We start from the raw sequence: 22,237 nt of genomic DNA, 5'->3' as shown, positions 1-22,237 counted from the left end.
TCCCCGCCCGGTCAGCAGGTCTCGGCCAGCCGGATCGCCGGCCGGTCGAAGCTGTCCAGCGAGCCCTTGGCCGTCCCTGCGGTTCAGGACGCGGCGGGCGCGGTGAGCCGTTCGGCGTCCAGGCGCTGGGCGATGTCGGCGCGCAGCGCCTTCTTGTCGATCTTTCCGATGTTGGTGCTGGGCAGCTCGTCCACCACGACCAGCCGCTCGGGGACCTTGTACCGGGCCGCGCCGGCCCGCGTGATGACCTCCTCGACGTCCTCCAGCCGGACCAGCGCCCCGGGGCGGGGCACCACGTAGAGGCAGGCGCGCTCGCCCAGGACCGGGTCGGGCATCGCGACCAGCGCCGCCTGGCTGACCCCGTCCACCTGGTAGGCGAAGTTCTCGACCTCCTCGGCCGAGATCTTCTCGCCGCCGCGGTTGATGAGGTCCTTCTCCCGGCCCTCGACGACGAGGTATCCGTCCGGGCGGATCCGGACGACGTCCCCCGTGCGCAGCCAGCCGTCCGCGGTGAACGCCCCGGCGTTGTGCTCGGGGGCCCGGTAGTAGCCGCGGATCGTGCACGGGCCGCGGGTGAGCAGCTCCCCGGGCTCGCCGTCGGGGACCGGCTCGCCGTCCTCGCCGACCAGCAGGAGCTCGTCGCCCGCGCACATCGGCCGGCCCTGGGTGTGCCAGATGATGTCGGACGGGTCGCCGACCCGGGTGAGGCAGGCGCCGCCCTCGCCCATCCCGTACCCCTGCTGCAGGTTCCGGGTGAGCGCGGGCGCGATCCGCTCGGCCAGGCTGTCGGGCAGCCGGGCACCGCCGACCAGCATCAGCTCCACCGAGCTCAGGTCGCTGTCGGTGTCGACGAGGCGGTGCTCCAGCCAGCGCTGCGCGACCGCGGGGACCAGCGCGGTCGCCGTGACCCGTTCCCGCTCGATCGTCGCGAACGCCCGTTCCGGTGCGGGCGTGGCCTCCAGGACCACGCGGCCCCCGGCGACGAGGGCGGCCAGGGCGGTGCCGAGGGGGAGGCTGTGTCCCAGCGGCAGGAGGGTGAGGTAGACGCTGTCCGAGGTCAGCAGGCACACGTCGACGATGCTGCGGACGTAGCAGCCGTAGTCCTCGTGGGTGCGGGCGATCAGCTTCGGCTGCCCCGTCGTCCCGCCCGACAGCAGCATCAGCGCGGCCGACAGCGGGTCCGGGGTGATCGCGTCGAGCGCGGCGCGGGCGCCCGCCGGGTCGTCCGCGGGACGCAGCAGCGCGCGCAGGTCCACGCTGCCCGTGCGGACCTCCTCGCCCGACACCAGCACCTGCTCGACGGTGGGCGCGCGGCTGGCGATCACCCGGGCCATGCCCTGGTGGTCGAAGCCGGCCAGGGTGTCGGGCACCGCGATCGCCCGCGCCTCGGCCCGCTCCACCAGGTGGTCCAGCTCGTGCTGGCGGTGCGCGGTCAGCGCCAGCACCGGGATCGCGCCGAGCCGCAGGCAGGCCACGATGAGGACGATCAGTTCCCAGCCGTTGGGCAGCTGCACCAGGATCCGGTCGTCGGGCCGCAGCCCCAGCTCGCGCAGGCGCATCGCGGCGCCGTCGGCGCGCACCATCAGGTCCCGGTGGGTCAGCCGCACGTCCCCGTCGACCAGGGCGAGGGCGTCGGGAGTGCGGTCGGCGACGTCGAGCAGGTAGTCCGCGAGCGGCCGCCGCTCCCAATGACCCGCCGCCCGGTACCGTTCGACCACATCCGCCGGATAGGGCACCATGCCCTCCCGGCTCGGCGTTATAGGAATTGTCGTCATGGCCTTCCTCCCTGCACCGCGGTGGTCCGGAACGGGAACCAGAAACGTCGGCTCCGGTTCTTGCGTCGATCGTAGGAAGGGCGCACTTGAAGAGTTTCTTCAGAATTGCTGAATTGTTCGTTCCCGCGGCGGCGCATTGACTTTATGGCCCTTATGTCGTCCGGGTTTCGCGGTTCGTCCGTCCGGGCCGCCCGGCCCCGGCCGCGGCGCCGCCGGCGGTCACCGGGAGCAGCGGCGGAGCCGGCCGCTACGCGGCGATCTCGGTGCGGGTGTCGTCGCCGACGATGAGGCGGTGCAGCTCCCGGTCGTCGCGGCTGCGGCCGATCGTGGCGCCGCGGCCGATCAGGGACGATCGCAGCCCGCTGACGTGGGAGATCGAGGCGCCGTCCAGGACGACCGAGTCGAGCAGCCGGGTGGACTTGACGAGGCAGTCCCGGCCGATGGCCGAGCCCGGCCCGACATGGCTGTCCTCGATCACCGAACCGGCGCCGACGAGGGCCGGCGCGTCGATCCGGGACCGCAGCACGCGGGCGCCCCGCTCCACCACCACGTCCTCGGCCACCGTGCTCGCCGGGTCGACCTCGCCCGCGACGCTCCCCGTCTGCCGGGCGAGCATCCAGCGGTTGCAGTCCAGCACGTCCTCGATCCGCCCGATGTCCTTCCAGTAGCCCGCGTACTCGGTGGCGCCGACCGGCTCGCCCCGGTCGACCAGCCACTGGACGGCGTCGGTGATCTCCAGTTCGCCGCGCGGGCTGGGGGCGATGGCCGCCACCGCGGCATGGATCGCGGCGGTGAAGAAGTAGACGCCGATCATGGCGAGGTCGCTGCGCGGCTCCCGCGGCTTCTCGGTCAGCCGCAGCACCCGGCCGGTCCCGTCCAGCTCGGCGACCCCGAAGGCGGTCGGGTCGGCCACCCGCTTGAGGACGAGCTGGGCGGCCGGGCGCTCGGCGCGGAACCGCGCCGCGCAGTCGGCGATCCCCTCGGGGAGCATGTTGTCGCCGAGGTACATGACGAAGTCGTCCCCGCCCAGGAAGGGCCGGGCGATCCGCACGCAGTCGGCCAGGCCGCTCGGCCGGTCCTGCGGGAGGTAGGTGATCCGCGCGCCGAACCGGGCGCCGTCCCCGATGGCCCGGGGGACGGCGCGGTCGCCGGCGCCGACGATGAGCCCGATCTCGGTGATGCCCAGCTCGCGGACGTTGTCCAGTACGTGTTCCAGGACGGGCCGGTTGAGCACCGGCACGAGTTGCTTCGGCGTGGAGTGGCTGAGGGGGCGCAGGCGGGAGCCCGTCCCCCCGGATAAGATCAGTGCCTTCATGGTTCGCATCTCCTGCCCGCGGCTGACACCCCATGATGACGACGCGGATACGCGGGGATCTTCTTTTCCCGTGCGCATGCGCCGGGTCCGGGATGCGCGGGTCCGGTGTGATCACCTATCGTCGTCGCGCGGCTACCGGACCGCCGCCGGCATGATCAAGGGGGCGCGTCCGCCCTACGCCTTTCGATACCCGGTGCTCCCCCCTCCGGGCGGCCTTCTTGTCAGCGCCTAATACCGCTCTTATGTTGCTCATGGGTCGTTCCGGTAGAAACCGGGCGATCGATTGATGCGCGACCCCTTCTGGGTGGAAGGAAATCAGGGGGCATGGGGCAGCAAATAGCCATTAGGAAGCCTGTGAAGACATTTCAGGTGGCGCTGGTCGTGCGCAACGAGTGTGTGCGTCGCGGGCTGACGGTGATGCTGAGGTCGCTTCGGGCGGTGCACGACGTGCGGGTGTGGAACCACATCTCGCCGGTCGCGCCGGTGCCGCCCGACGACGGGTTCGACATCCTCGTCCTGCGGTTCGGCGACCTCCCGTCCAGTGCCCTGGCGAGCCTCGCCGCGGACGCCTGGCACCGCGGCAAGAAGGTACTGATCCTGCTCGACCGCGAGCACGACAAGATGATCGATGTGGTCACCTCCATTCCCAGCAACGGCTTCCTCGTCCAAGACGACCTCACCTCCGCCTCGCTGAGCGCCGCCATCGACCGGGTCACCCTCGGGGACACCCCGATGCCGCCCGTCCTCGCCAACCACCTGCTGGCCAGGGCACGGCAGGACACCTGGGACAGGCCGCTGACAGGGCGCAACCTCACCCCCAGGGAGCGCCAGGTCCTGGTCCTGCTCGTCAAGGGGCTCAGCAACCAGCAGATCGCCCGCCAGCTGCTCATCTCGCGGCACGGGGTGAAGCGCCTCGTCTCCAACATCCTGGCCAAGCTCAACTGCCCCAACCGGACGCAGGCCGTCGCGGTCGCCCTCACCGACGGCCTGGTCTCCGCGGAGGTCCAGGAGGCTCAGGGGAACGTGTGGACGCCCGTGAGCTAGCGGTGAAGGGCGTCCTGGAGTTCTCGCCGAGGGTCTTCCGGGACGATCGCGGCCTCCTCGTCTCCCACTACCAGGAGGAGGCCCTCGTGGTCGCGCGCGGCCGGCCGCTGTTCCCGGTCGCGCAGACGCTGCACACCGAATCGCGCCGCGGCGTGGTGCGCGGTGTGCACTACACCGCGACACCACCGGGCGCCGCCAAGTACGTCTACTGCTCCCGGGGAGAGGCGCTCGACATCCTGGTGGACATCAGGGTCGGTTCCCCCACGTTCGGGCGAACCGTTGCCACACGACTCGACCAGCGCGACTTCCGGGCGCTGTACATACCCGTCGGGGTCGGCCACGCGTTCGTCGCGCTCCGCGACGGCACCGTGATGAACTACCTGCTGTCCGCGTCCTACGTGCCCGCGAACGAACTGGCCCTGTCGCCACTGGACCCCGAGCTCCGGCTGCCTCTGCCCGACCTGTCCCGGCCGAACGGCTCCGGCCCCGTGCTGTCGGCACGGGACCGCGCGGCCCCCACCCTGGCGCGGGCGGGGGCCGAGGGCCTGCTCCCGTCCTATGACCGCTGCGCGGAGATCGACGCCGAGCTCAGCGAGCGGGCTTGCGCGCGGCCACGATGATGTAACCGATCTGGTCCTTCCGGGGGACGAAGAAGCTCCGGTAGCCGTCCGCGTACTCGCGGACCGCCGAATCGCCGAACCGCTCGGCGATCTCCGCCCGCCGCTTCATCGCCGTCGTGACGTACTTGGTCTTCATGCCGAAGACGCGGGGGCCGCACTGCGTGTACTCCTCGACCTGGAAGCCCGCCGCGCGGACCCGTTCCAGCCACTCGGGGACGGTGGGCAGCGCCCCCAGCCGCAGGCCGGTCTTGAAGGTCTCGATCCGGTCCGGCTCGCGCGCCGACTCCAGGCTGAAGTCCGACAGCGCCACCCGCCCGCCGGGGCGCAGCACCCGGTGGAACTCGCGCAGCGCCTTGTCGAGGTCGTCGCCGTTGAGCAGGGACTCCAGCGCCAGGATCGCGTCGAAGGAGCCGTCCGGGTAGGGGATCGCGGTGTAGTCGCCGTAGCGGAAGTGCGCCCGGTCGGCGACGCCGGCCGCCTCCGCCCGGCTGGTGGCCTTGGCGACCTCGAAGGCGCTCAGCGTGATGCCCGTGACGTGGACCCCGAGATCGCGGGCCAGGCGGACCGCCGTCTCGCCGGGTCCGCATCCGGCGTCCAGCACGCGTTCCCCGGGACGCAGCCCCAGCGTGCCGGTCACCTTGTGGCTGATCCGCTGGACGGCCTCCTCCAGCGGCGCGTCGTCCTCGTCGCCGTACCAGTACCACATGTGTAACTGGCCGTCGCGGAGTTCGTCCCCTATAGGGGAGACCTCGTCGTAGTGGCGGCCGATCTCGGCGGGCGCGAGCCGGTCCTCCCGCGTGGGCTGCGTGGCCATGTCAGTACACCTCCAGGCGGGTGGGCGTGCGCGGATCCGGCGGCAGGCACGCCGCGTTGTGCGCGTCGAGCAGCCGCTGCGCCTCGGCGGTGGCCCGCGCGAACCGCTCCCGCGGGTCGGCGCCGTCCAGCACGTCGTCCATGGCGCGGGTCATCGCGTACTGGATCCCGGCGAAGTCGCCGGCCAGCGTCCCCGCGGTGGCGGGGGTGCGGGCCGAGGCGGCGAGCGCCTCGCCGGGAACCCGCTGGTGGGGGTGCCGGTCGAACCAGCCCTCGCCCTCCAGCAGGTCCCGGGCCTCGCGGGTGACGGGCAGGAACCCCACGGCCCGGTGCCATTCGGCCGCGTTCCGCGCGTTGACCAGGAACTGGGAGAAGGCGAGCGCGCCCTCGCGGCGCGCCTCGTCCAGGCCGCCGGCCAGCCACAGCCCGTGCCCGGAGATGACGTTGCCCGCGCGGGGGACGGCCTCGTTGTGCGGCATCGCCGCCGCGCACACCTCGAAGCCCGCCTCCTCGCCGGCGAGGACGAAGTCGTGCGTCAGCTTGGACGAGCTGAGCGTGAACGCCACCTCCTGGGAGGCGAACGCCCCGAAGCCGTCCGGCCAGTCCTCGCAGCGCCGGTACAGGCCCTTGTCACTGAGCCGCCGCCACCACTCGGCCCAGGCGAGCACCTCCGCGGAGGCGAGGTCGACCGTCTCGGCCCGTCCGTCGTGGCCGTTGTCGTGGTCGGTGAGGACACCGCCCTGCAGGGCCACCGCCTGCTGGAAAAGCCAGCCGTGGTTCGGCCAGGTGACGCCGTGCGCCGGACCGGTGTCCAGCGCGGTGACGGCCTCGCACGCCGCTTCCAGCTCGCCCCAGGTCCGCGGCACCGGGACGCCGGCCGCGTCCAGCATCGTCTTGTTGCACAGCAGCACGGTCGTCGTCACGGTCACCGGCAGGCACAGCAGTTCGCCGCGGTGGCTGAAGAAGTCGCGCGCCACCGGCTCGACGGCGTCCACGACCACCGGTTCGCCGAGGATCTCCGCCCGGTCGCCGATGGCCGGGCCGATCGGCGTGAAGTACGGCCGGCCCTCGGGCGTCAGGGTGTCCATGGCCAGCTGCGCCGCGGTGGCGTAGTACTCGGCGAGATGCGGCGGCTCGCCCTGCGCCACCGCGTCCGCGACGGCCTCGGCGATCTCCCGGTAGTCCATCCCGCGCAGCACCACCCGGTAGCCGGGATGGGCCTTGGTGAAGGCGTCGGCCACCCGCCGCATCGGCTCCAGGAACGTCTCCCCGTAGTAGTTCGGGAAGGGATGCTCCGCGAGCCACACATGGATGTCGATCGGCTCGTCGTCCTGTCCGTCCACGGTCCTCACTCCGTTCTGCTCAGCTCACGGGAATGCCGGCGGCCTCCCGGCGCGGGTGGAAAACGGCTTCGAGCCGGTCGCACGTGCCGGCGGGGAGCGGCGTCTCCATCGCGCGCACCGCGCTCTCCAGGTGGGCGGCGGTGCGCGGCCCGATCACCGCGGCGGTCAGCGACGGCCGGGACAGCACCCACGCCAGCGCCACCGCGGCGGGGTCCAGGCCGAGTCCGGCGCAGAGCTCCTCGTAGTCGGCGACGACCTGGCGGTGCTCCTGCAGCGCCACCATGGCCCGGCCCTGCGCGCTCTTCACGGCCGTGCCGTCGGCCAGCTTGCGCAGGGCGCCGCCGAGCAGCCCGCCGTGCAGGGGCGACCATGCCACCACCCCGACGCCGTACGCCCGCGCCGCCGGGATCACCTCCCGCTCCACGTCCCGCGTGAACAGGTTGTAGTTGCACTGCTCGGCGACGATGCCCAGGAAGTTGCGGCGCGCGGCGGTCTCCTGCGCCGCGGCGATGTTCCAGCCCGCGAAGTTCGACGAGCCCACGTAGCGGATCTTGCCCTGCGCGACCAGGGTCTCCATGGCCTGCCAGACCTCGTCCCAGGGCGCCGTGGGATCCACGTTGTGCATGTGCAGGACGTCGATCCAGTCCGTGCGCAGCCGCCGCAGCGACGCCTCGCAGGACGCGATGATGTGCCGCGCCGACAAGCCGCTGTCGTTCGCCCAGTCGCTCATGGGGTTGCACACCTTGGTGCCCAGCACGACCTTGTCGCGGCGCTGGTCGCCCCCGGCGAACCAGTCCCCGATGATCTCCTCGGTCAGGCCGCGGCGGACCTGCCAGCCGTAGTGGTTGGCGGTGTCGAAGTAGTTGATCCCGTGGTCGAGGGCCAGGTCCATCAGGCGCGCGGCGTCCTCCAGCGAGGTGCGCACCCCGAGGTTGAGCGTGCCCAGGCACAGCCTGCTGACCCGCAGCGCCGTGCGGCCAAGCCGCTCGTACCGCATCGCCGTCATTTCCGGATCCCGACGAACAGGCCGCGCCCGGTCAGGCCGCCCTCGATGAACTCCGTGATGCACGACGCGTCCTCGAACGCCGCCAGGTACTCGGCCTTCGTGAAGAGGGTGAGCTCGTGAAGATGCGCGAGTTCGCTGATCCCGTCGGGGCCCGCCACCAGGTAGCGCGAGTCCAGCAGGGTGCGGCGCCCCTCGCGCCTGGTGTGCGAGACGCGGGCCACCACGCGGTCGTCCGCCGACCCGGCGTCCGCGGTGAGGTACCCGTCGATGAACCGCTCGGGGAACCACCACGGCTCGACCACCAGCACCCCGCCGGGCCGCAGGTGGCGGGCCATCGACCCGATCGCGGCGCGCAGCTCGGCGACGGTCGTCATGTAGCCGATCGAGTTGAACAGGCACGTCACCGCGTCGAAGACCCCGTCCAGCCGGAAGTCGCGCATGTCGCCCCGGTGGACGGGCGCCCCGGGGAGCCGGCGCGCGGCCACCTCCCGCATCGGCTCGGCGAGCTCCACGCCCTCGACGTGGCCGAGGTGCCGGGCGAACACCTCCAGATGGGCGCCGGTGCCGCAGGCCACGTCCAGCAGGCGGTCCGCCTCCGGCGCCCGCTCGCGGACCACCGCGAGGATCCGCTCGGCCTCGGCCGTCCAGTCCTTTCCGCGCACCTGGTAGACGAGTTCGTAGACGTCGGCGAAGTCGGCTGTGTACACGGCGGGGCCCTCCGATCTCGGCGGTGCGCGGTCGCTAGGCGGTGGTCGCTAGGCGGTGGTCGCGGAGGGTGGCGGCGGGAGGCGGCCCGAACGTCGCCGCACCGAACTGCGCACCGCGGCGATCGTCACCTCGACGTCGCCGTCCGACAGCCCCTGGTGCAGCGGCAGGCACAGGGTGCGGGCGGCCGCCGCCTCCGCGCCGGGCAGCCGGGCGTCCGAGCCGTACGCCTTCACCAGGTGCAGGGCGGGATAGCGGAACGTGGTGTAGACGCCGTCGGCGTACAGGTCGCGGGCCAGGGCGTCGCGGACGGCTTCGTCCACCTGCACCCAGTACAGGTAGAAGGACGAGGTGTGGCCGTCGGGGAGCGGCGGCGGCGTCTGCATGCCGGCCAGCCCCGCCAGCTCGCGGTCGTAGGCGGCGGCGATCTCGGCCCGCCGCTCCAGGAACCCGCCGAGGCGGCGCAGCTGCACCAGGCCGAGCGCGGCCTGCAGGTCGTTCATGATCGAGCGCCGGGAGAAGGACGTGACCTCGATGTCCCACCAGCGGGTGTCCGCGACCTTGGCGCTCGTGTAGCCGCTGAACCTCTCCAGACCCAGGTAGGTGTGCTTCCGGGCGGCGGCCACCAGCTCCGGGTCGCGCGCCGACAGCATCGCGCCGTCGGCGGTCACCACGATCTTCTGGCTGTCGAAGCTCCACACCCCGATGTCCCCGATGACGCCGCACGGGTCGTCGCCCGCCCGCGACGCCACCGAGCAGGCGGCGTCCTCGACCAGCGGGACGCCCCGGTCGCGGCACAGCTCGGCGATCTCCAGCACCGACCCGGGGCGGCCGCCGTAGTGCAGGATGACCACGGCGCGGGTGCGCGGGCCCAGGGCGGCGGCCACATGGTCGGCGGTGGGGTTCAGGGTCCGGGGGTCGACGTCGCAGAAGACCGGCCGCGCCCCCCGCGCGGCGATCGCGTTGGCGGCGCCCACGAAACTGATGCTGGGCAGCACCACCTCGTCACCGGGGCCGACGCCCAGTAACTCCATGGCCTGGAACAATGCCTCGGTACACGAATTGACCGTGACGACACGGTCGGCGGGGACGCCCAGATGTTCGGCGAAAGCCCGCTCGAACTCTGCGACTCGCGGCCCCTTACCGAGCCAGGCGCTGTCGAGGACCTCGGCCACCGCGCCGAGTTCCTCCGCGCCGAGCGTCGGCTGAAACACATTGATCATCGTTCCTCCGCCTAGCGGTGGCGCCGTCATTTCCGAATCCTCGTGCGTGGCCGAAGCGGAGGCACCTTCTGCATTGCTCAGGCGGGCGCGGGAAACCGGCGGTGTCCCGTCGGTATTTCGCGGATGCCGCGGTCGGGCTCGCCGGAAAACCAGACGGGGTGCCCGGGGCTCATCTCACGGGAGATGAGCCCGGGCACCCCGGTGTCCGGCTGGTGCGGGACGGGCCCGGCCTAGTCGCCTTTCCCGCGGACGCGGTCCAGCAGCGCCACCGTCTTCGGCCAGCGGCCCCAGGCGGCCACCACGCAGAAGGCCAGCACCGCCAGCGGCATCCACGGGGCGTCCCCGAGGACGGCGATGGTGGTGATCGTCGCGCAGGTCATCAGGATGGACAGGCACAGCGCGGCCAGCCCCGACAGCACGGGGATCAGCAGGCCCACGGCACCGGCCACCTCCAGCGTGCCGGTCAGGTAGCGGAACCACTGACCTGCACCGATGTCGGCGAACATGTCCACCATCGCCTGGTCGCCGAACAGCTTGGCCGAACCGGCGGCCAGGAATTGCAGCGCCAGCAGGACCTGCAGCACCCAGAGCGCGATGCTCCGGCCGCGGCTCTCGGTCTCCGGGCGTCGGGAAGTGCTCGTCGCATCAGCCATCGTCGTCTCCTCTGGTGAGGTGCTGGGCACGACAGTAAGTACGTACCCCAGCGCGGTCATCTTCGCAATTGCGCTATCCGGCTCCGGCGGCCATCGCCGCACGGTGGAAGATGCGGCGGCACCTGCCCGAAAGGAGGCTTGGACGACCGGTGCGACCTGGCGCCTCGAGTGATGGAGGGCAGTGAGAAGAATGCAAAACGGAACAACAGGCGGCCAGGTCGGTGCACGACCGAAACCCGACATGATGCTGTCGCTCAACGGGGGCAGGGCGCTCGCGGCGTTCCTGGTCTTCGGCGGGCACTTCCTGGCGATGCAGTTCGCCACCCCGGTGGGGGCCGCTGAGATCTACGCCCCCGACCAGGAGGGGCGGGCGGCGTCGGACACCTTCCTCTACGAGTCGTTCACGGCGTTCGTGCCGGTGCCGATCAACTACTTCTTCATCCTGAGCGGTTTCGTGCTGGCCTACATCTACAAGCCCGGCCAGTCCACGCTCTCCTTCTACGTGAAGCGCATCGGCAAGGTGTACCCGGTGTACTTCGTCGTCACCGCGGCGGCGTTCCTGCTGTGGGGATGGCTGGGCGACATGTGGACGGACTGGAAGATCGTGCTCGCGCACACCTTCCTGCTCCAGGGCTGGACGCCGCACCAGGACGTGCTGATGGGCCTCAACCCGGCCATGTGGACGCTGAGCAACGAGATCTTCCTCTACCTGCTCTTCCCCGGCCTGATGATGATGCTCATGCACTTCACCAAGCGCGGCCTGCAGATCATGGCGGGGGCGTGCGTCGTGCTCTCGTTCCTGCTGCCGTACCTGGCGAGCAAGACCTTCACCGTCAAGCACGAGACCATGCAGGCCCCGCTGGAGGGCTTCGACAACGCCTTCATCTACTGGTTCACGCTGATGTTCCCGCCCATCCGGCTCTTCCAGTTCGTGCTGGGCATGTGCCTGGCGCTGCTGATGCTCAGGGGCATGAAGCACATCCCCAGCGTGCCGGTGGCGTTCGTCATCTTCGCGGTGGGCCTGACGCTCACCAACCTGTTCCTGCCGATCGAGGCCCGCGACCTCAGCGGCATGATGATCCCGATCGCGATCCTGATCCTGGCCATGGCGAAGGCGGACCAGGAGGGCAAGTGGTCGCCCTTCCGGACACGCCCGCTCGTGTTCCTCGGCGGGATCTCCTACTCCTTCTACGCGGTCCACATCCTCTTCATCCTGTTCACCATGGTGCTGGTCCCGAGGACGGACGGGGCCTGGGACTACCCGCGCATCTGGCTGGCCGATCTCGGGGTGATCAGCGATCCGACGGTCGGCCTGCCCGGCTGGGCCAACTTCCTGCTCTTCGCCGCCTACTTCGCCGTGATCACGCTGACCGCGTGGCTGCTGGCCAAGTTCGTCGAGCAGCCGATCAGCAACATCGCGCGCAAGTACGCCAAGCGGATTCCGGACCCGCCGGAGTCGCCGCTGGCCGCCCGGCGCCCGGTCGTCGCGGCGAACGGCGCCGGCGACCCGGCGCTGGTCCCCGCCGGCGAGCCGAACGGCGCCTCGCCGGACAAGGCCGCGCCGCTAGTCTGAGGCCGGCCCGATCCGATCCGATCCGACAGCAGAATCGAGCGAGGGCGTCACTCCACCGCGCTGCAACCGCGACACCGGAGCGGCGCCCTCGCCCCCTTCACCACCGGGCGGGAACGATGGACAGCCAGAGCAACGGGGCCGCCGGCCTCTACGTGGACCTGCTGAAGAAGATCCTCGTCAACGTCATCTATGAGGACCCGCCCCTGCCGAACCCCGTCTTCACCAGGACGGAGTTCAGCCGGGGAGCGCGCGAGCGCGGCCACGACTGGCCCAGCGTCGCGCACACGATGGTCGGGATGGCCCGGCTGGACAACGTCCAGATGTGCCTGGAGACCGTGCTGGCCGAGGACGTGCCCGGCGACTTCATCGAGACCGGCGCGTGGCGCGGCGGGGTGTGCATACTGGCGCGCGGCATCTTCAAGGCTCACGGAGCCGACCGCAACGTCTGGGTGGCGGACTCGTTCGAGGGCATTCCGCCCGTGGCGGACGGCGGCCACCCCGACGACGTCCGCCTGGCCATGCACGAGCACAACGGGGTGCTCGCCGTCGACGAGGCGACCGTCAAGGACAACTTCGCCCGGTACGGCCTGCTGGACGACCGGGTGAAGTTCCTGGCGGGGCTGTTCCGCGACACCCTGCCGACCGCGCCGATCGAGCGGCTCGCGGTGCTGCGGCTCGACGGCGACCTCTACGAGTCCACCACCGACGCGCTCGGCGCCCTCTACCCGAAGCTGTCTCCGGGGGGCTTCGTCATCGTGGACGACTACCTGCTGCCCGGCTGCCGGGACGCCGTGGACGACTTCCGCCGGTCGCACGGCATCGAGGGCGACGAGCTGCGGCGGATCGACCGGTTCAGCGTGTACTGGCGCCGCGGCCGGTGACCCGCCCGGTGACCCGCCCGGGGTTCACGGCAGCCGCATGAGGTCCAGGGTCGCCCTGCCCAGCGGACCGGACGGGTCGCCGAGGCCCAGCGCGAGGTCGAAGTGGTCGCGGCCGCCGACGACGAGGTCGGTGACGGCCGTGCCCGCCCGCTCCAGCGAGCGGACGTAGCGTTCCTGCTGGTCCGCGAACGCCTCGGTCTCGGCGCCGCCGCGCGCGACGACCAGCGGCGGCAGCTCGCGATGCGGCCGCCCGATCGGGCTGTTGCGCGCGGACTCGGCGGGGGTCAGCCCGATCGCGGCGCCGATGTAGGTGCGGCGCAGCGGTTCGAGGTCGTAGAGCCCGCTGAGCAGGGTGGCCCCGCGCACCACGTCCCGGATGGGCGTGCCGGGCCCCGGGCGTCCGTCCTCCAGGAACATCGCCACGAGGTGCGCCCCCGCCGAACTGCCGCTCAGGAAGACGCGCCCGGGGTCGACGCCCAGGGCGCGGGCGTTGCGGTGGATCCACAGCAGGCCCCGGCGGACCATCGCGACGATCTCGTCCAGGCGGTACGCGGGCGCGAGCCCGTACCCGAGCGCGGCGAAGGCGGCGCCCCGGGAGACGAAGTCGGGGGCGGCGAAGCAGGAGTCCTCCTTGCTGGACTCCTGCCAGTACCCGCCGTGCACGAACACCTGCAGCGGCGCGGCCGAACCGGCGGCGGGGAAGAACAGCAGCCGTTCCGCGGGGTCCGGGCCGTAGGCGTGCTCGACCCAGGGCAGCATCGCGCGGGCGTCCTCGGACCGCCGCGCGTACTCGCGCACGTACCAGTCCATGTCGGGGACGAAGCGGCTGGGCGTGTAGAGCAGGTCCCGCAGCCCCATGGCGGTCGCCATCAGTCGGCCCGGACGGGTTCGGCGGCCCTCGCCCCGGTCACCAGCCCCGGATGGACGCCGAGCCCCAGCGAGGCGTCGAGCACGGCGCCGTGCAGGGCGCGGGCCCCGTCACCGCACACCCACCACGCCAGCTCGGCGATCTCCTCCGGCTGGAGCAGCCGCCCCTTGGGCAGCCCGGCCTCCAGGTCGCGGCGCTCCTCCGGGCCGAGGGCGGCCAGCGTGCTGGCCTCCAGCATGCCGGTCTCCACCGCGCCGGGGCACACCGCGAACACCTCCACCGGGGCGTGCGACAGCTGCGCCGCGAGGTGCCGGGTGAGGTAGGCCAGGGCGGCCTTGCTCATCCCGTCGGCCACGTGGAAGCCGGGGAACTGGGCGATGCCGCCGCCGACGCTCGCGATGTTCACGATCTTGCCGTAGCCGCGTTCCAGCATCGCCGGCAGCAGCTCCCGGATGAGCCAGAGCGGTCCGACGCTGTTCACCCGCAGGAACGCCTCGTCGTGCCGGTGCACGGCGTCGGGGGCGTAGCGCTCCACCGTCTTGGTGCCGACCGCGGCGTTGTTGACCAGGACGTCGACCGGCCCGGGCAGCGAGGCCAGCAGCCGCTGGTGGCTCTGCCAGTCGCCCTGCTCGAACTCGAACGCCAGCGGGGGGTGGCCGGTCCCGCCGGCCAGTTCGGCGAGCAGGCCCTCGGCGCGGTCCCGGCCGTGGTTGTAGGTGAACCACACCCGGTCTCCCGCGCGGGCGAAGCGCCGCACGGTGGCCCGGCCGATTCCGCTGGAACCGCCGGTGACGAGCACGTTCCGTGGCTGCACGGTAATTCTCCCATCATTGTCGGTTCCACTCTGCTGCCACGGGCGGCGGGCCCACCACTCGCTGCTTGCTGTATTTCGGCCGAAATACGCGATCGTTCCTTTCAAAGTGCCCAATCGCCGACCGCGTCTTCTCTTATGAGCCCGCTTCGGGAATCGTGAGAAGGAACCGAGCGAACGGAATGGTGATCGTGGACGAGATGTCGGTATCGGACTACCACTCCTATCTGGCACTGGACGAACTCCTGGCGCTGCAGCAGCCGCGTTCCGACGAACATGACGAGCTCCTGTTCGTCGTGGCGCACCAGGTCCACGAGCTGTGGTTCAAGCTGCTGCGGCACGAGCTCGACCATCTCCAGAAGCAGTTCGTCGAGGGCGCCGCCACGGGCGCGATCCACACGCTGCGGCGCGCGGTGGGCATCCTGCGCGCCCTGACCGCGCCCACCGAGGTCTTCGAGACCCTCACCCCGCGCCAGTTCAACAGCTTCCGGCACAAGCTCGGCGGCAGCGGCGCGCAGTCCGCGCAGTTCCGGCAGATCGAGGCGGTCCTCGGCCGCCGGGACCCGCGCATGTTCGAGACCTTCCAGCTCGGCGGCCAGGAGCGGACCCAGATCGAGGCCGACCTGCGCCGGCCGACGGTCTACGACGCGCTGCTGCGGTTCCTCGGGACGCAGGGCTACGAGGTGCCGCGGCACCTGCTGGAACGGGACGTGACCCGGCCGCTGGAGCCCTCGCCCGAACTGCAGGAGGTGCTGCTGCAGGTCTACCTGGACGACACCCTCGCCGCGCAGGTCTGCGACCGGCTGATCGAGATCGACCAGGGAGTGCAGGAGTGGCGGTACCGGCACGTGGCGCTGGCCGCGCGCATCATCGGCGACAAGCCGGGGACCGGCGGTACCTCCGGGGCGCCCTACCTGCGGACCACCCTGTTCCACCAGCTGTACCCCGACCTGTGGGCCGTGCGCAGCCGGCTGTGACGGCGCGTACCGCGGCGGGCCGGAAACGGCCGAGGCGCCGGGGCGGTGACAGCCGGCCCGGCGCCTCACCCGTCCCGGAGCCCGGTCAGAGCGCCGCGTGGGCCTTCCGGTACTCCTCCAGGTCACGGGCCTCGGGGATGCCCTTGACCACCGACCACCGCACCACGCCGGCCTTGTCGATGAGGAAGGTGCCGCGGACGGCCACGCCCCGCTCCTCGTCGAAGACGCCGTAGTCCTGCGCCACCTTCCCGTGCGGCCAGAAGTCGGCGAGCAGCGGGAACTTGTAGCCCTGCTGGTCGGCCCACGCGCGGTGGGCGAACATCGAGTCGACCGAGACCGTGAGCACCTGCGGGTCGCCGTCCGGCCCGGCCAGGGCCGCCGGGTCGTCCCGCAGCGCGCACAGCTCGCCCTCGCAGATGCCGCTGAACGCGAGCGGATAGAACACGAGCAGCACGTTCTTGCCGCCCCGGAAATCCGATAGCCGCACGGGTGTGCCGTCCTGGTCCGGCAGAGTGAAATCCGGTGCCTCGTCTCCGACCTGTACTGCCATTGGCCCGTCCTTTCCTGGGGTTGCGGTGGACACCTGTCGATGGTGACCCGGAACGGCCCGGCCGGCATCTCCGGTTTTGCCGAATTTCGCCGCGAAAAATCGCCGAGCTTCGCAACGGTGGAGATGCCCCGGGAAAGCGCGAAGCACAGGATGCCCTTTAAAGGGATTTTTCGAGACCGCGGCTCACCACGTCTCGAAGACTTCGACAGGAGGACCTGGTGACCACGATTCAACGGCTCTCCCATGCGGAAATCGTCGAGCGCGCGGCGGGCCTGGTGCCGCTGCTGCGCAAGCACGCCGGCTGGGCGGACGAGAACCGCCGCCTGCACGACGAGGTGATCGAGGCGCTGGCCGACGCCGGAGTGTTCCGGCTGCGCGTCCCGGCCCGCTACGGCGGCTTCGAGGCCGGCACCCGCACCGCGGTCGACGTGGCGGTCGAGCTCGGCCGCGGCGACGGGGCGGTCGGCTGGACCACCTCGGTCTGGCAGATCCCCGGCTGGATGGTCGGCCTGTTCCCGGACGAGGTCCAGGACGAGGTCTACGCCACCCCGGACGTGCGGGTGTGCGGCACGCTGAGCCCCAGCGCCATGGCGACCCCCCGTCCCGGCGGCTACACGCTGACCGGCCGCTGGGGGTTCATGAGCGGCGCGCTGCACAGCCACTGGCAGGTGGCCATCGCCCTGGTGGAGCGGCCGGGCGGGGAGATGGAGCCGGTCCTGGCGCTGGTCCCGATGGCCGACCTGGAGATCGTGGACGACTGGCACACCACCGGGCTGCGCGGCTCCGGCAGCGTGACCACGGTGGCCGAGGACGTCTTCGTCCCGGAGGCGCGGGTGCTGCCGATGATGGCGCTGATGACGCAGCAGTCGGCGTCGGTGCGCAACGCCGACATCGCCATGTACAAGGTGCCGGTGGCCGCCGTCGCCTCGGCGTGCTCGGTCGGCAACGTGGTCGGCATGGCGCGCGGCGCCTGGGACTGCTTCTTCGAGCGGCTGCCGGACCGGAAGATCACCTACACCGGCTACGCCAGCCAGCGGGAGGCCGCGATCACCCACCTGCAGGTGGCCGAGGCCAGGGTCACGATCGACGAGGCGGAGTTCCACGCGCGCCGGATCGCCGACTTCGTCGACGCCAAGGCGGCCGAGGCCGCGCCGTGGACCGACCAGGAGCGCGCCGAGGCGCGCCTGGCGATGGGCGCGACCTGCAAGCGGGCCCTGGAGGCGGTGGACGTCCTCTACGGCGCCAGCGGCGGCTCGTCCATCTTCGCCGACGTGGCCATCCAGCGGAGCTGGCGCGACCTGCACGCGCTGACCCAGCACGCGCTCAACACGCCGCACATCCTCTACGAGATCTACGGCCGGGTCGAGTGCGGGCTGGAGCCCAACACGCAGTTCTTCTAACCCACCGGCAGCCGACCGCGAGCGGGCCGCCGCCGGAGGCCCGGTGACCTCTCCGGGCCCCCGGCGCCCGGCCCGCTCGCCCTATCCAGGCAAGGCACCATCCAGGCAAGACAGAGAAGGTGGAGATGTACGACTACGTGATCGTCGGTGCGGGATCGGCCGGCTGCGTGCTCGCCGCGCGGCTGAGCGAGGATCCCGCCGTCCGGGTCTGCCTGGTCGAGGCGGGCCCGGTCGACAGCCATCCGAACATCCACATCCCGGCCATGTTCGCCAGGCTCTTCCGCACCCAGGTCGACTGGGACTACGACACCCACGACGAGCGGTTCCTGAACCGCCGCCGCGTCTTCCTGCCGCGCGGCCGGGTGCTGGGCGGCACCAGCTCGATGAACGCGATGGCCTACGCGCGCGGCAACCCGCTGGACTACGACTCCTGGAACCAGCCGGGCTGGAGCTACGCCGAACTGCTGCCCTACTTCAAGCGGTCGGAGGACAACGAGCGGGGCGAGTCGCCATACCACGGCGCGGGCGGCCCGCTCACCGTGTCGGAGAACCGCTCCAAGAACCCCAGCACGGCGGCGTTCATCCAGGCCGCCGTGGAACTGGGCTACTCCGCCAACGACGACTTCAACGGCCCGGTCCAGGACGGGTTCGGCTTCTACCAGGTCACCCAGCGGGACGGGCGGCGGTGCAGCACGGCGTCCGCGTTCCTGCACCCGGTGCTGGACCGTCCCAACCTCACGGTGGAGACCGACCTGCAGGTGCACCGGGTCCTCATCGAGGGCGGCCGTGCCGTCGGCGTGGCCGGCGGCCGGGCCGGGGCGGAGGTCACCCTGCACGCGGAGCGGGAGGTCATCGTCTCGGGCGGGGTGTACAACTCGCCGCAGCTGCTCATGCTGTCGGGCGTCGGCCCGGCGGACGTGCTCGGCAAGCTGGGCATCCCCGTCGCGCTGGACCTGCCCGAGGTCGGGCAGAACCTGCAGGACCACGCGCTGGTACCGCTGATCTACACCCACTCGCAGCCGGTCAGCCTGCTGGTCGCCGGCGCGCCGGAGAACCAGCGGCTGTTCGCCGAGGAGGGGCGCGGGCCGCTGACCTCCAACGGGCCCGAGGCGGGCGGGTTCGTCCGCACGGACCCCGCGCTGCCGGCGCCCGACCTGCAGTTCTTCGCGGCTCCGGGGATGCTCGCCGACAGCGGGCTGGCCCCGCCGACCGCCCACGCGATCTCCTTCGGCCCGGCCGTGGCCACGCCGCGCAGCCGCGGCTTCGTGGCGCTGGCCTCGCCGGACCCGACGGCCAAGCCCCGGATCGTCCACGACTACTACGCCGATCCGGCCGACATGGACCTCGCCGTCGCGGGGATCCGGATCGCGATGGAGGTGGGGCGGCAGCCGGCGATGCGGCTCTACAACGAGGGGGCGTTCCGGGCGCCGGAGAACGACTCGGACGCCGAGCTGCGCGAGTACGCCCGCCGCTACACCCAGTCCATCTTCCACCCGACCAGCACCTGCGCGATGGGGACGGTCGTGGACGCCGAGCTGCGGGTGCGGGGGATCGAGGGCCTGCGGGTCGCCGACGTCTCCGTCATGCCGGAGGTCGGCCGCGGCATCCCGAACGCCTCCGCGATCGTCATCGCCGAGAAGGCGGCCGACCTGGTGCGCGGGATCCCCGCCCCGCCCGCCGAGGTGCCGACCGCCGTCGGTGACGCCGCCATGGCCTGACCTCCCCGCTCCCCACCGAGACGTGGGCCGCTCCGTCACCGGCGGAGCGGCCCACGTTTCTCGTCGCGCTGGGGATGACCGGGCAGAACTGGGATGACCGGGCAGAAAACGACGGTGCGCGGCGGTGCCCCGGCACCACCGCGCATCCGCGATCTAGGGTGGGTCAGCCCCCGATGGGGCTGGTCTGGTGGGAGACGATGTGCCAGTCGCCGTCGCGCTTGGCGACCACGTACACGGAGCGGACCGCGTGCCCGGCGGGGACCTCGGCGTCCCCCGGCCTGACGATGCCGCCCTCCATGATCGCGACCGCGACCGAGTCGTTCAGCAGCTTGACCTCCAGGGGCTTCTCGGAGAGCTTGGAGCCCTTGAAGCCACCGGCGAAGGCCTTCGACATGTAGTCGCGGATGCCATCCTTGTCGGTCAGCTGCTCGTCGCCCACGAGCATGCTGCCGTTCTCGACGAACAGGTCGGCGAAGGCGTCGGCGTCGTTGGCGTCCCACGCGCCCCGCAGGCGCAGCGGGGCGGTGAGCACGGCGCCCTCCTCGCCGTTGGCGAAGTCACCGTAGAGGCTCGCCCATTCCTTGGCGCCCTCGACGAGCGCGGCGGCGTCTTTAGACATGACAGCTCCCTTGCTTCGTTGTGGTCCGCGTTACCAGCGGAGGGTCGCGCCCTCACCGCGCGGGCTGTTCTGGTAGCTGGCCAGGTACCACTGGCCGTCGTCCTTCTTGACGACGACCCAGGTGGAACGCACCGCCAGCTCGGGGGCGATCTCGGTCTGGCCGGGGGCGAGGATCCCGCCGTGGGTGCGCAGCAGCGCCACGTCGTCGCCGACGAAACGGACGTCCACCGGGCGCCCGGTCACGCCGGTGCCCTTGAAGGGGCCGGCGTACGCGGCGGCCATGAAGGCGTTGATCTCCTCGCGGCCCCGCTTGTAGACGTCGCCGGGCAGGATCAGCACGCCGTCCTCGGTGAACGCGTCGGCGACGCCCTGGGCGTCGTTGCGCGCCCAGGCGGCCACGAGGCGCAGCGGCACGCTCAGGGCCTCCTTCTCCCGGGGCGAGGTGAACGGACCATAGTAGGCGTCCAAGTCGCTCTTGGCCGCGGTCTGTTCGGCGGTCGTGGTCATTTCGGCGGTCCTTTCTCTGTGACACCGAATGACGGACGGCCCGGATGACCAGGCCTATCGTCGTCATTTCTATTTTTCCTTATTCGCGCACCGCTGCATCTTCCCGATTGCGGGCGCCGCCGCCCGGCGTCCGCCGATAAGTGCGCACGTCAGAAGAGGAGACACCGGCCCGGCCATGTCACAATCGAGGCCCAGGCGCAATTCTGGCCACAGCGGTACCTTTCCGAGTGGAGGATTCGGTCCGGTGACGAACGTGCACGACGTAACGACCGAGGTGGGCCCGCAACGGCGGCAGACCCGTCCGCTGACCGGCCAGGAGTACATCGAGTCCCTGCGGGACGGCAGGGAGATCTATATCTACGGCGAGCGCGTGAAAGACGTGACCGCGCATGCCGCTTTTCGCAATCCCGTCCGTATGACGGCGCGCCTTTATGACGCCCTGCACGAGGGGGAGCACCGCGATGTGCTCACCTGCCCGACCGACACCGGCGGCGACGGATACACGCACCGCTTCTTCACCACCGCGCGCAGCGCCGAGGACCTGGTCGCCCACCAGCGGGCGATCGCGGCGTGGGCGCGGCTGAGCTACGGCTGGATGGGGCGGTCTCCCGACTACAAGGCGTCCTTCCTCGGCACGCTCGGCGCCAACGCCGAGTACTACGAGCCGTTCGCCGACAACGCGCGACGCTGGTACCGGGAGTCGCAGGAGAAGGTCCTCTACTGGAACCACGCCATCGTGCATCCCCCAGTGGACCGCAAGCTGCGCGCCGACCAGGTCGAGGACGTCTTCGTCCACGTGGAGCGGGAGACCGACGCGGGCGTCGTGGTGAGCGGCGCCAAGGTGGTCGCGACCGCGTCGGCGCTGACGCACTACAACTTCATCGCGCACTACGGGCTGCCGATCAAGGACCGCCGGTTCGCGCTGGTCGCGACCGTGCCGATGGACGCGCCGGGCATGAAGCTGATCTGCCGGCCGTCCTATGCCGCCACCGCCGCGGTGATGGGGAGCCCGTTCGACTACCCGCTCTCGTCCCGCATGGACGAGAACGACACGGTGCTGGTGCTGGACAAGGTCTTCATCCCCTGGGAGAACGTGTTCATCTACGGCGACCTCGGCAAGGTGCAGCTCTTCACCGGCCGTTCCGGTTTCCCGGAGAGGTTCACCTTCCACGGCTGCACCCGCCTCGCGGTCAAGCTGGAGTTCATCGCGGGTCTGCTGGCCAAGGCCCTGGACATCACCGGCACCAAGGACTTCCGCGGGGTGCAGTCCCGGCTCGGTGAGGTGCTGGCCTGGCGCAACCTGTTCTGGGCCTTCTCGGACGCCGCGGCGCGCAACCCCGTCGAATGGAAGAACGGGGCGGTGCTGCCGAACCCGCAGTACGGCCTGGCCTACCGGTGGTTCATGCAGGTCGGCTACCCGAGGGTCAAGGAGATCGTCGAGCAGGACGTGGCCAGCGGGCTCATCTACCTCAATTCCAGCGCCGAGGATTTCCGGAACCCGGACGTGCGCCCCTACCTGGACAAGTACCTGCGCGGTTCCAACGGCGCCGACGCGGTGCAGCGGGTCAAGGTGATGAAGCTGCTCTGGGACGCGGTGGGCACCGAGTTCGGCGGCCGCCACGAGCTCTACGAGCGCAACTACGCCGGCAACCACGAGGACACCAGGGTGGCGCTCGTGTCGGCGCAGACGGCGGGCGGCGAACTGGCGGACTTCGAGGCGTTCGCCGACGCCTGCCTCGACGAGTACGACCTGGACGGCTGGACCGTCCCCGACCTGGAGTCCTTCGGCGACCTGCGCGCCGCCAGGAAGCTGCTGAACGACTGACGGCCCGTGCC

General features: G+C 71.3%; 21 protein-coding genes. 8 read left to right on the top strand and 13 right to left on the bottom strand.

Annotated elements, in window-relative coordinates; translation table 11 throughout:
* Positions 1 to 83: 83 nt before the first annotated feature.
* The gene (locus IEZ03_RS27295; protein ID WP_184879804.1) at positions 84 to 1,775 is read right to left on the bottom strand and encodes a (2,3-dihydroxybenzoyl)adenylate synthase; all 1,692 of its coding nucleotides are present in this window, start codon (positions 1,773 to 1,775) and stop codon (positions 84 to 86) included.
* Positions 1,776 to 2,022: 247 nt separating this feature from the next.
* Positions 2,023 to 3,090 (bottom strand): glucose-1-phosphate thymidylyltransferase, encoded by a 1,068-nt coding sequence (locus IEZ03_RS27290; RefSeq protein ID WP_184879806.1) that lies wholly within the window; start codon positions 3,088 to 3,090, stop codon positions 2,023 to 2,025.
* 354 nt (positions 3,091 to 3,444) lie between these two features.
* Between IEZ03_RS27290 and IEZ03_RS27285 the strand changes: the two genes are divergently transcribed.
* Both IEZ03_RS27285 and IEZ03_RS27280 read left to right on the top strand, forming a co-directional pair.
* Positions 3,445 to 4,134: a helix-turn-helix transcriptional regulator gene (locus IEZ03_RS27285; protein WP_184879808.1), complete on the top strand. Its 690-nt coding sequence runs from the start codon at positions 3,445 to 3,447 to the stop codon at positions 4,132 to 4,134.
* Positions 4,116 to 4,754, top strand: a complete 639-nt coding sequence (locus IEZ03_RS27280; protein WP_184879810.1) for a dTDP-4-dehydrorhamnose 3,5-epimerase family protein — start codon at positions 4,116 to 4,118, stop codon at positions 4,752 to 4,754. Before IEZ03_RS27285 ends, IEZ03_RS27280 begins: the two co-directional genes overlap by 19 nt.
* Here the strand turns inward: IEZ03_RS27280 and IEZ03_RS27275 are convergent.
* The 6 genes from IEZ03_RS27275 to IEZ03_RS27250 all read right to left on the bottom strand — a co-directional run bounded on the left by IEZ03_RS27275 (position 4,723) and on the right by IEZ03_RS27250 (position 10,497).
* Complete coding sequence (locus tag IEZ03_RS27275) at positions 4,723 to 5,568, bottom strand: SAM-dependent methyltransferase (protein WP_184879812.1); 846 nt, start codon at positions 5,566 to 5,568, stop codon at positions 4,723 to 4,725. The genes IEZ03_RS27280 and IEZ03_RS27275 overlap by 32 nt on opposite strands.
* 1 nt (position 5,569) lies before the next feature.
* Positions 5,570 to 6,910 (bottom strand): extracellular solute-binding protein, encoded by a 1,341-nt coding sequence (locus tag IEZ03_RS27270; protein ID WP_221480540.1) that lies wholly within the window; start codon positions 6,908 to 6,910, stop codon positions 5,570 to 5,572.
* Between the two features lie 19 nt (positions 6,911 to 6,929).
* Positions 6,930 to 7,916, bottom strand: a complete 987-nt coding sequence (locus IEZ03_RS27265) for an aldo/keto reductase (protein ID WP_229808613.1) — start codon at positions 7,914 to 7,916, stop codon at positions 6,930 to 6,932.
* Positions 7,913 to 8,623 carry a class I SAM-dependent methyltransferase gene (locus IEZ03_RS27260; RefSeq protein ID WP_184879814.1) on the bottom strand — a complete coding sequence of 237 codons (711 nt, stop codon included), beginning with the start codon at positions 8,621 to 8,623 and terminating at the stop codon, positions 7,913 to 7,915. The genes IEZ03_RS27265 and IEZ03_RS27260 overlap by 4 nt, the downstream gene beginning before the upstream one ends.
* A 48-nt stretch (positions 8,624 to 8,671) precedes the next feature.
* Complete coding sequence (locus IEZ03_RS27255; RefSeq protein WP_184879816.1) at positions 8,672 to 9,844, bottom strand: DegT/DnrJ/EryC1/StrS family aminotransferase; 1,173 nt, start codon at positions 9,842 to 9,844, stop codon at positions 8,672 to 8,674.
* A gap of 230 nt (positions 9,845 to 10,074) precedes the next feature.
* Entirely contained in the window at positions 10,075 to 10,497 is a 423-nt protein-coding gene (locus IEZ03_RS27250; RefSeq protein WP_184879818.1) for a DoxX family protein, read from the bottom strand.
* Positions 10,498 to 10,738: 241 nt separating this feature from the next.
* Between IEZ03_RS27250 and IEZ03_RS27245 the strand changes: the two genes are divergently transcribed.
* Together IEZ03_RS27245 and IEZ03_RS27240 are read left to right on the top strand one after the other, a co-directional pair.
* Positions 10,739 to 12,070: an acyltransferase family protein gene (locus tag IEZ03_RS27245; protein WP_184879820.1), complete on the top strand. Its 1,332-nt coding sequence runs from the start codon at positions 10,739 to 10,741 to the stop codon at positions 12,068 to 12,070.
* Positions 12,071 to 12,186: 116 nt separating this feature from the next.
* Positions 12,187 to 12,951, top strand: a complete 765-nt coding sequence (locus IEZ03_RS27240; protein WP_184879822.1) for a TylF/MycF family methyltransferase — start codon at positions 12,187 to 12,189, stop codon at positions 12,949 to 12,951.
* 24 nt (positions 12,952 to 12,975) lie between these two features.
* Here IEZ03_RS27240 and IEZ03_RS27235 read toward each other — a convergent pair whose 3' ends face one another.
* Together IEZ03_RS27235 and IEZ03_RS27230 are read right to left on the bottom strand one after the other, a co-directional pair.
* Positions 12,976 to 13,821, bottom strand: a complete 846-nt coding sequence (locus IEZ03_RS27235; protein WP_184879824.1) for an alpha/beta hydrolase — start codon at positions 13,819 to 13,821, stop codon at positions 12,976 to 12,978.
* A complete protein-coding gene (locus IEZ03_RS27230) occupies positions 13,821 to 14,633 on the bottom strand; it encodes an SDR family NAD(P)-dependent oxidoreductase (protein WP_221480541.1) in 813 nt (270 codons plus the stop codon). Before IEZ03_RS27230 ends, IEZ03_RS27235 begins: the two co-directional genes overlap by 1 nt.
* A 197-nt stretch (positions 14,634 to 14,830) precedes the next feature.
* Between IEZ03_RS27230 and IEZ03_RS27225 the strand changes: the two genes are divergently transcribed.
* A complete protein-coding gene (locus tag IEZ03_RS27225) occupies positions 14,831 to 15,607 on the top strand; it encodes a tryptophan 2,3-dioxygenase (protein ID WP_229808612.1) in 777 nt (258 codons plus the stop codon).
* A gap of 85 nt (positions 15,608 to 15,692) precedes the next feature.
* Here IEZ03_RS27225 and IEZ03_RS27220 read toward each other — a convergent pair whose 3' ends face one another.
* Positions 15,693 to 16,157, bottom strand: coding sequence for a peroxiredoxin (locus IEZ03_RS27220; RefSeq protein ID WP_184879828.1), 465 nt, complete (start codon positions 16,155 to 16,157; stop codon positions 15,693 to 15,695).
* A gap of 218 nt (positions 16,158 to 16,375) precedes the next feature.
* Between IEZ03_RS27220 and IEZ03_RS27215 the strand changes: the two genes are divergently transcribed.
* Together IEZ03_RS27215 and IEZ03_RS27210 are read left to right on the top strand one after the other, a co-directional pair.
* Entirely contained in the window at positions 16,376 to 17,557 is a 1,182-nt protein-coding gene (locus IEZ03_RS27215) for an acyl-CoA dehydrogenase family protein (RefSeq protein WP_229808611.1), read from the top strand.
* A gap of 125 nt (positions 17,558 to 17,682) precedes the next feature.
* Entirely contained in the window at positions 17,683 to 19,275 is a 1,593-nt protein-coding gene (locus IEZ03_RS27210; RefSeq protein ID WP_184879830.1) for a GMC family oxidoreductase, read from the top strand.
* Positions 19,276 to 19,438: 163 nt separating this feature from the next.
* Here the strand turns inward: IEZ03_RS27210 and IEZ03_RS27205 are convergent, their stop codons facing one another.
* Positions 19,439 to 19,894 carry an SgcJ/EcaC family oxidoreductase gene (locus IEZ03_RS27205; protein ID WP_184879833.1) on the bottom strand — a complete coding sequence of 152 codons (456 nt, stop codon included), beginning with the start codon at positions 19,892 to 19,894 and terminating at the stop codon, positions 19,439 to 19,441.
* Between the two features lie 30 nt (positions 19,895 to 19,924).
* Positions 19,925 to 20,401, bottom strand: coding sequence for an SgcJ/EcaC family oxidoreductase (locus IEZ03_RS27200; protein ID WP_132043017.1), 477 nt, complete (start codon positions 20,399 to 20,401; stop codon positions 19,925 to 19,927).
* A gap of 244 nt (positions 20,402 to 20,645) precedes the next feature.
* Here IEZ03_RS27200 and IEZ03_RS27195 point away from each other — a divergent pair, with 244 nt between their 5' ends.
* Positions 20,646 to 22,226, top strand: a complete 1,581-nt coding sequence (locus IEZ03_RS27195) for a 4-hydroxyphenylacetate 3-hydroxylase family protein (protein ID WP_229808610.1) — start codon at positions 20,646 to 20,648, stop codon at positions 22,224 to 22,226.
* The last annotated feature ends 11 nt before the right edge of the window (positions 22,227 to 22,237 follow it).

Source organism: Actinomadura livida, from assembly GCF_014648675.1.
GTDB classification, from domain to species: Bacteria; Actinomycetota; Actinomycetes; order Streptosporangiales; family Streptosporangiaceae; genus Spirillospora; species Spirillospora livida.
The sequence above is the reverse complement of the archived record's forward strand: the minus strand, read 5'-3'. Positions and strand labels throughout refer to the sequence as shown.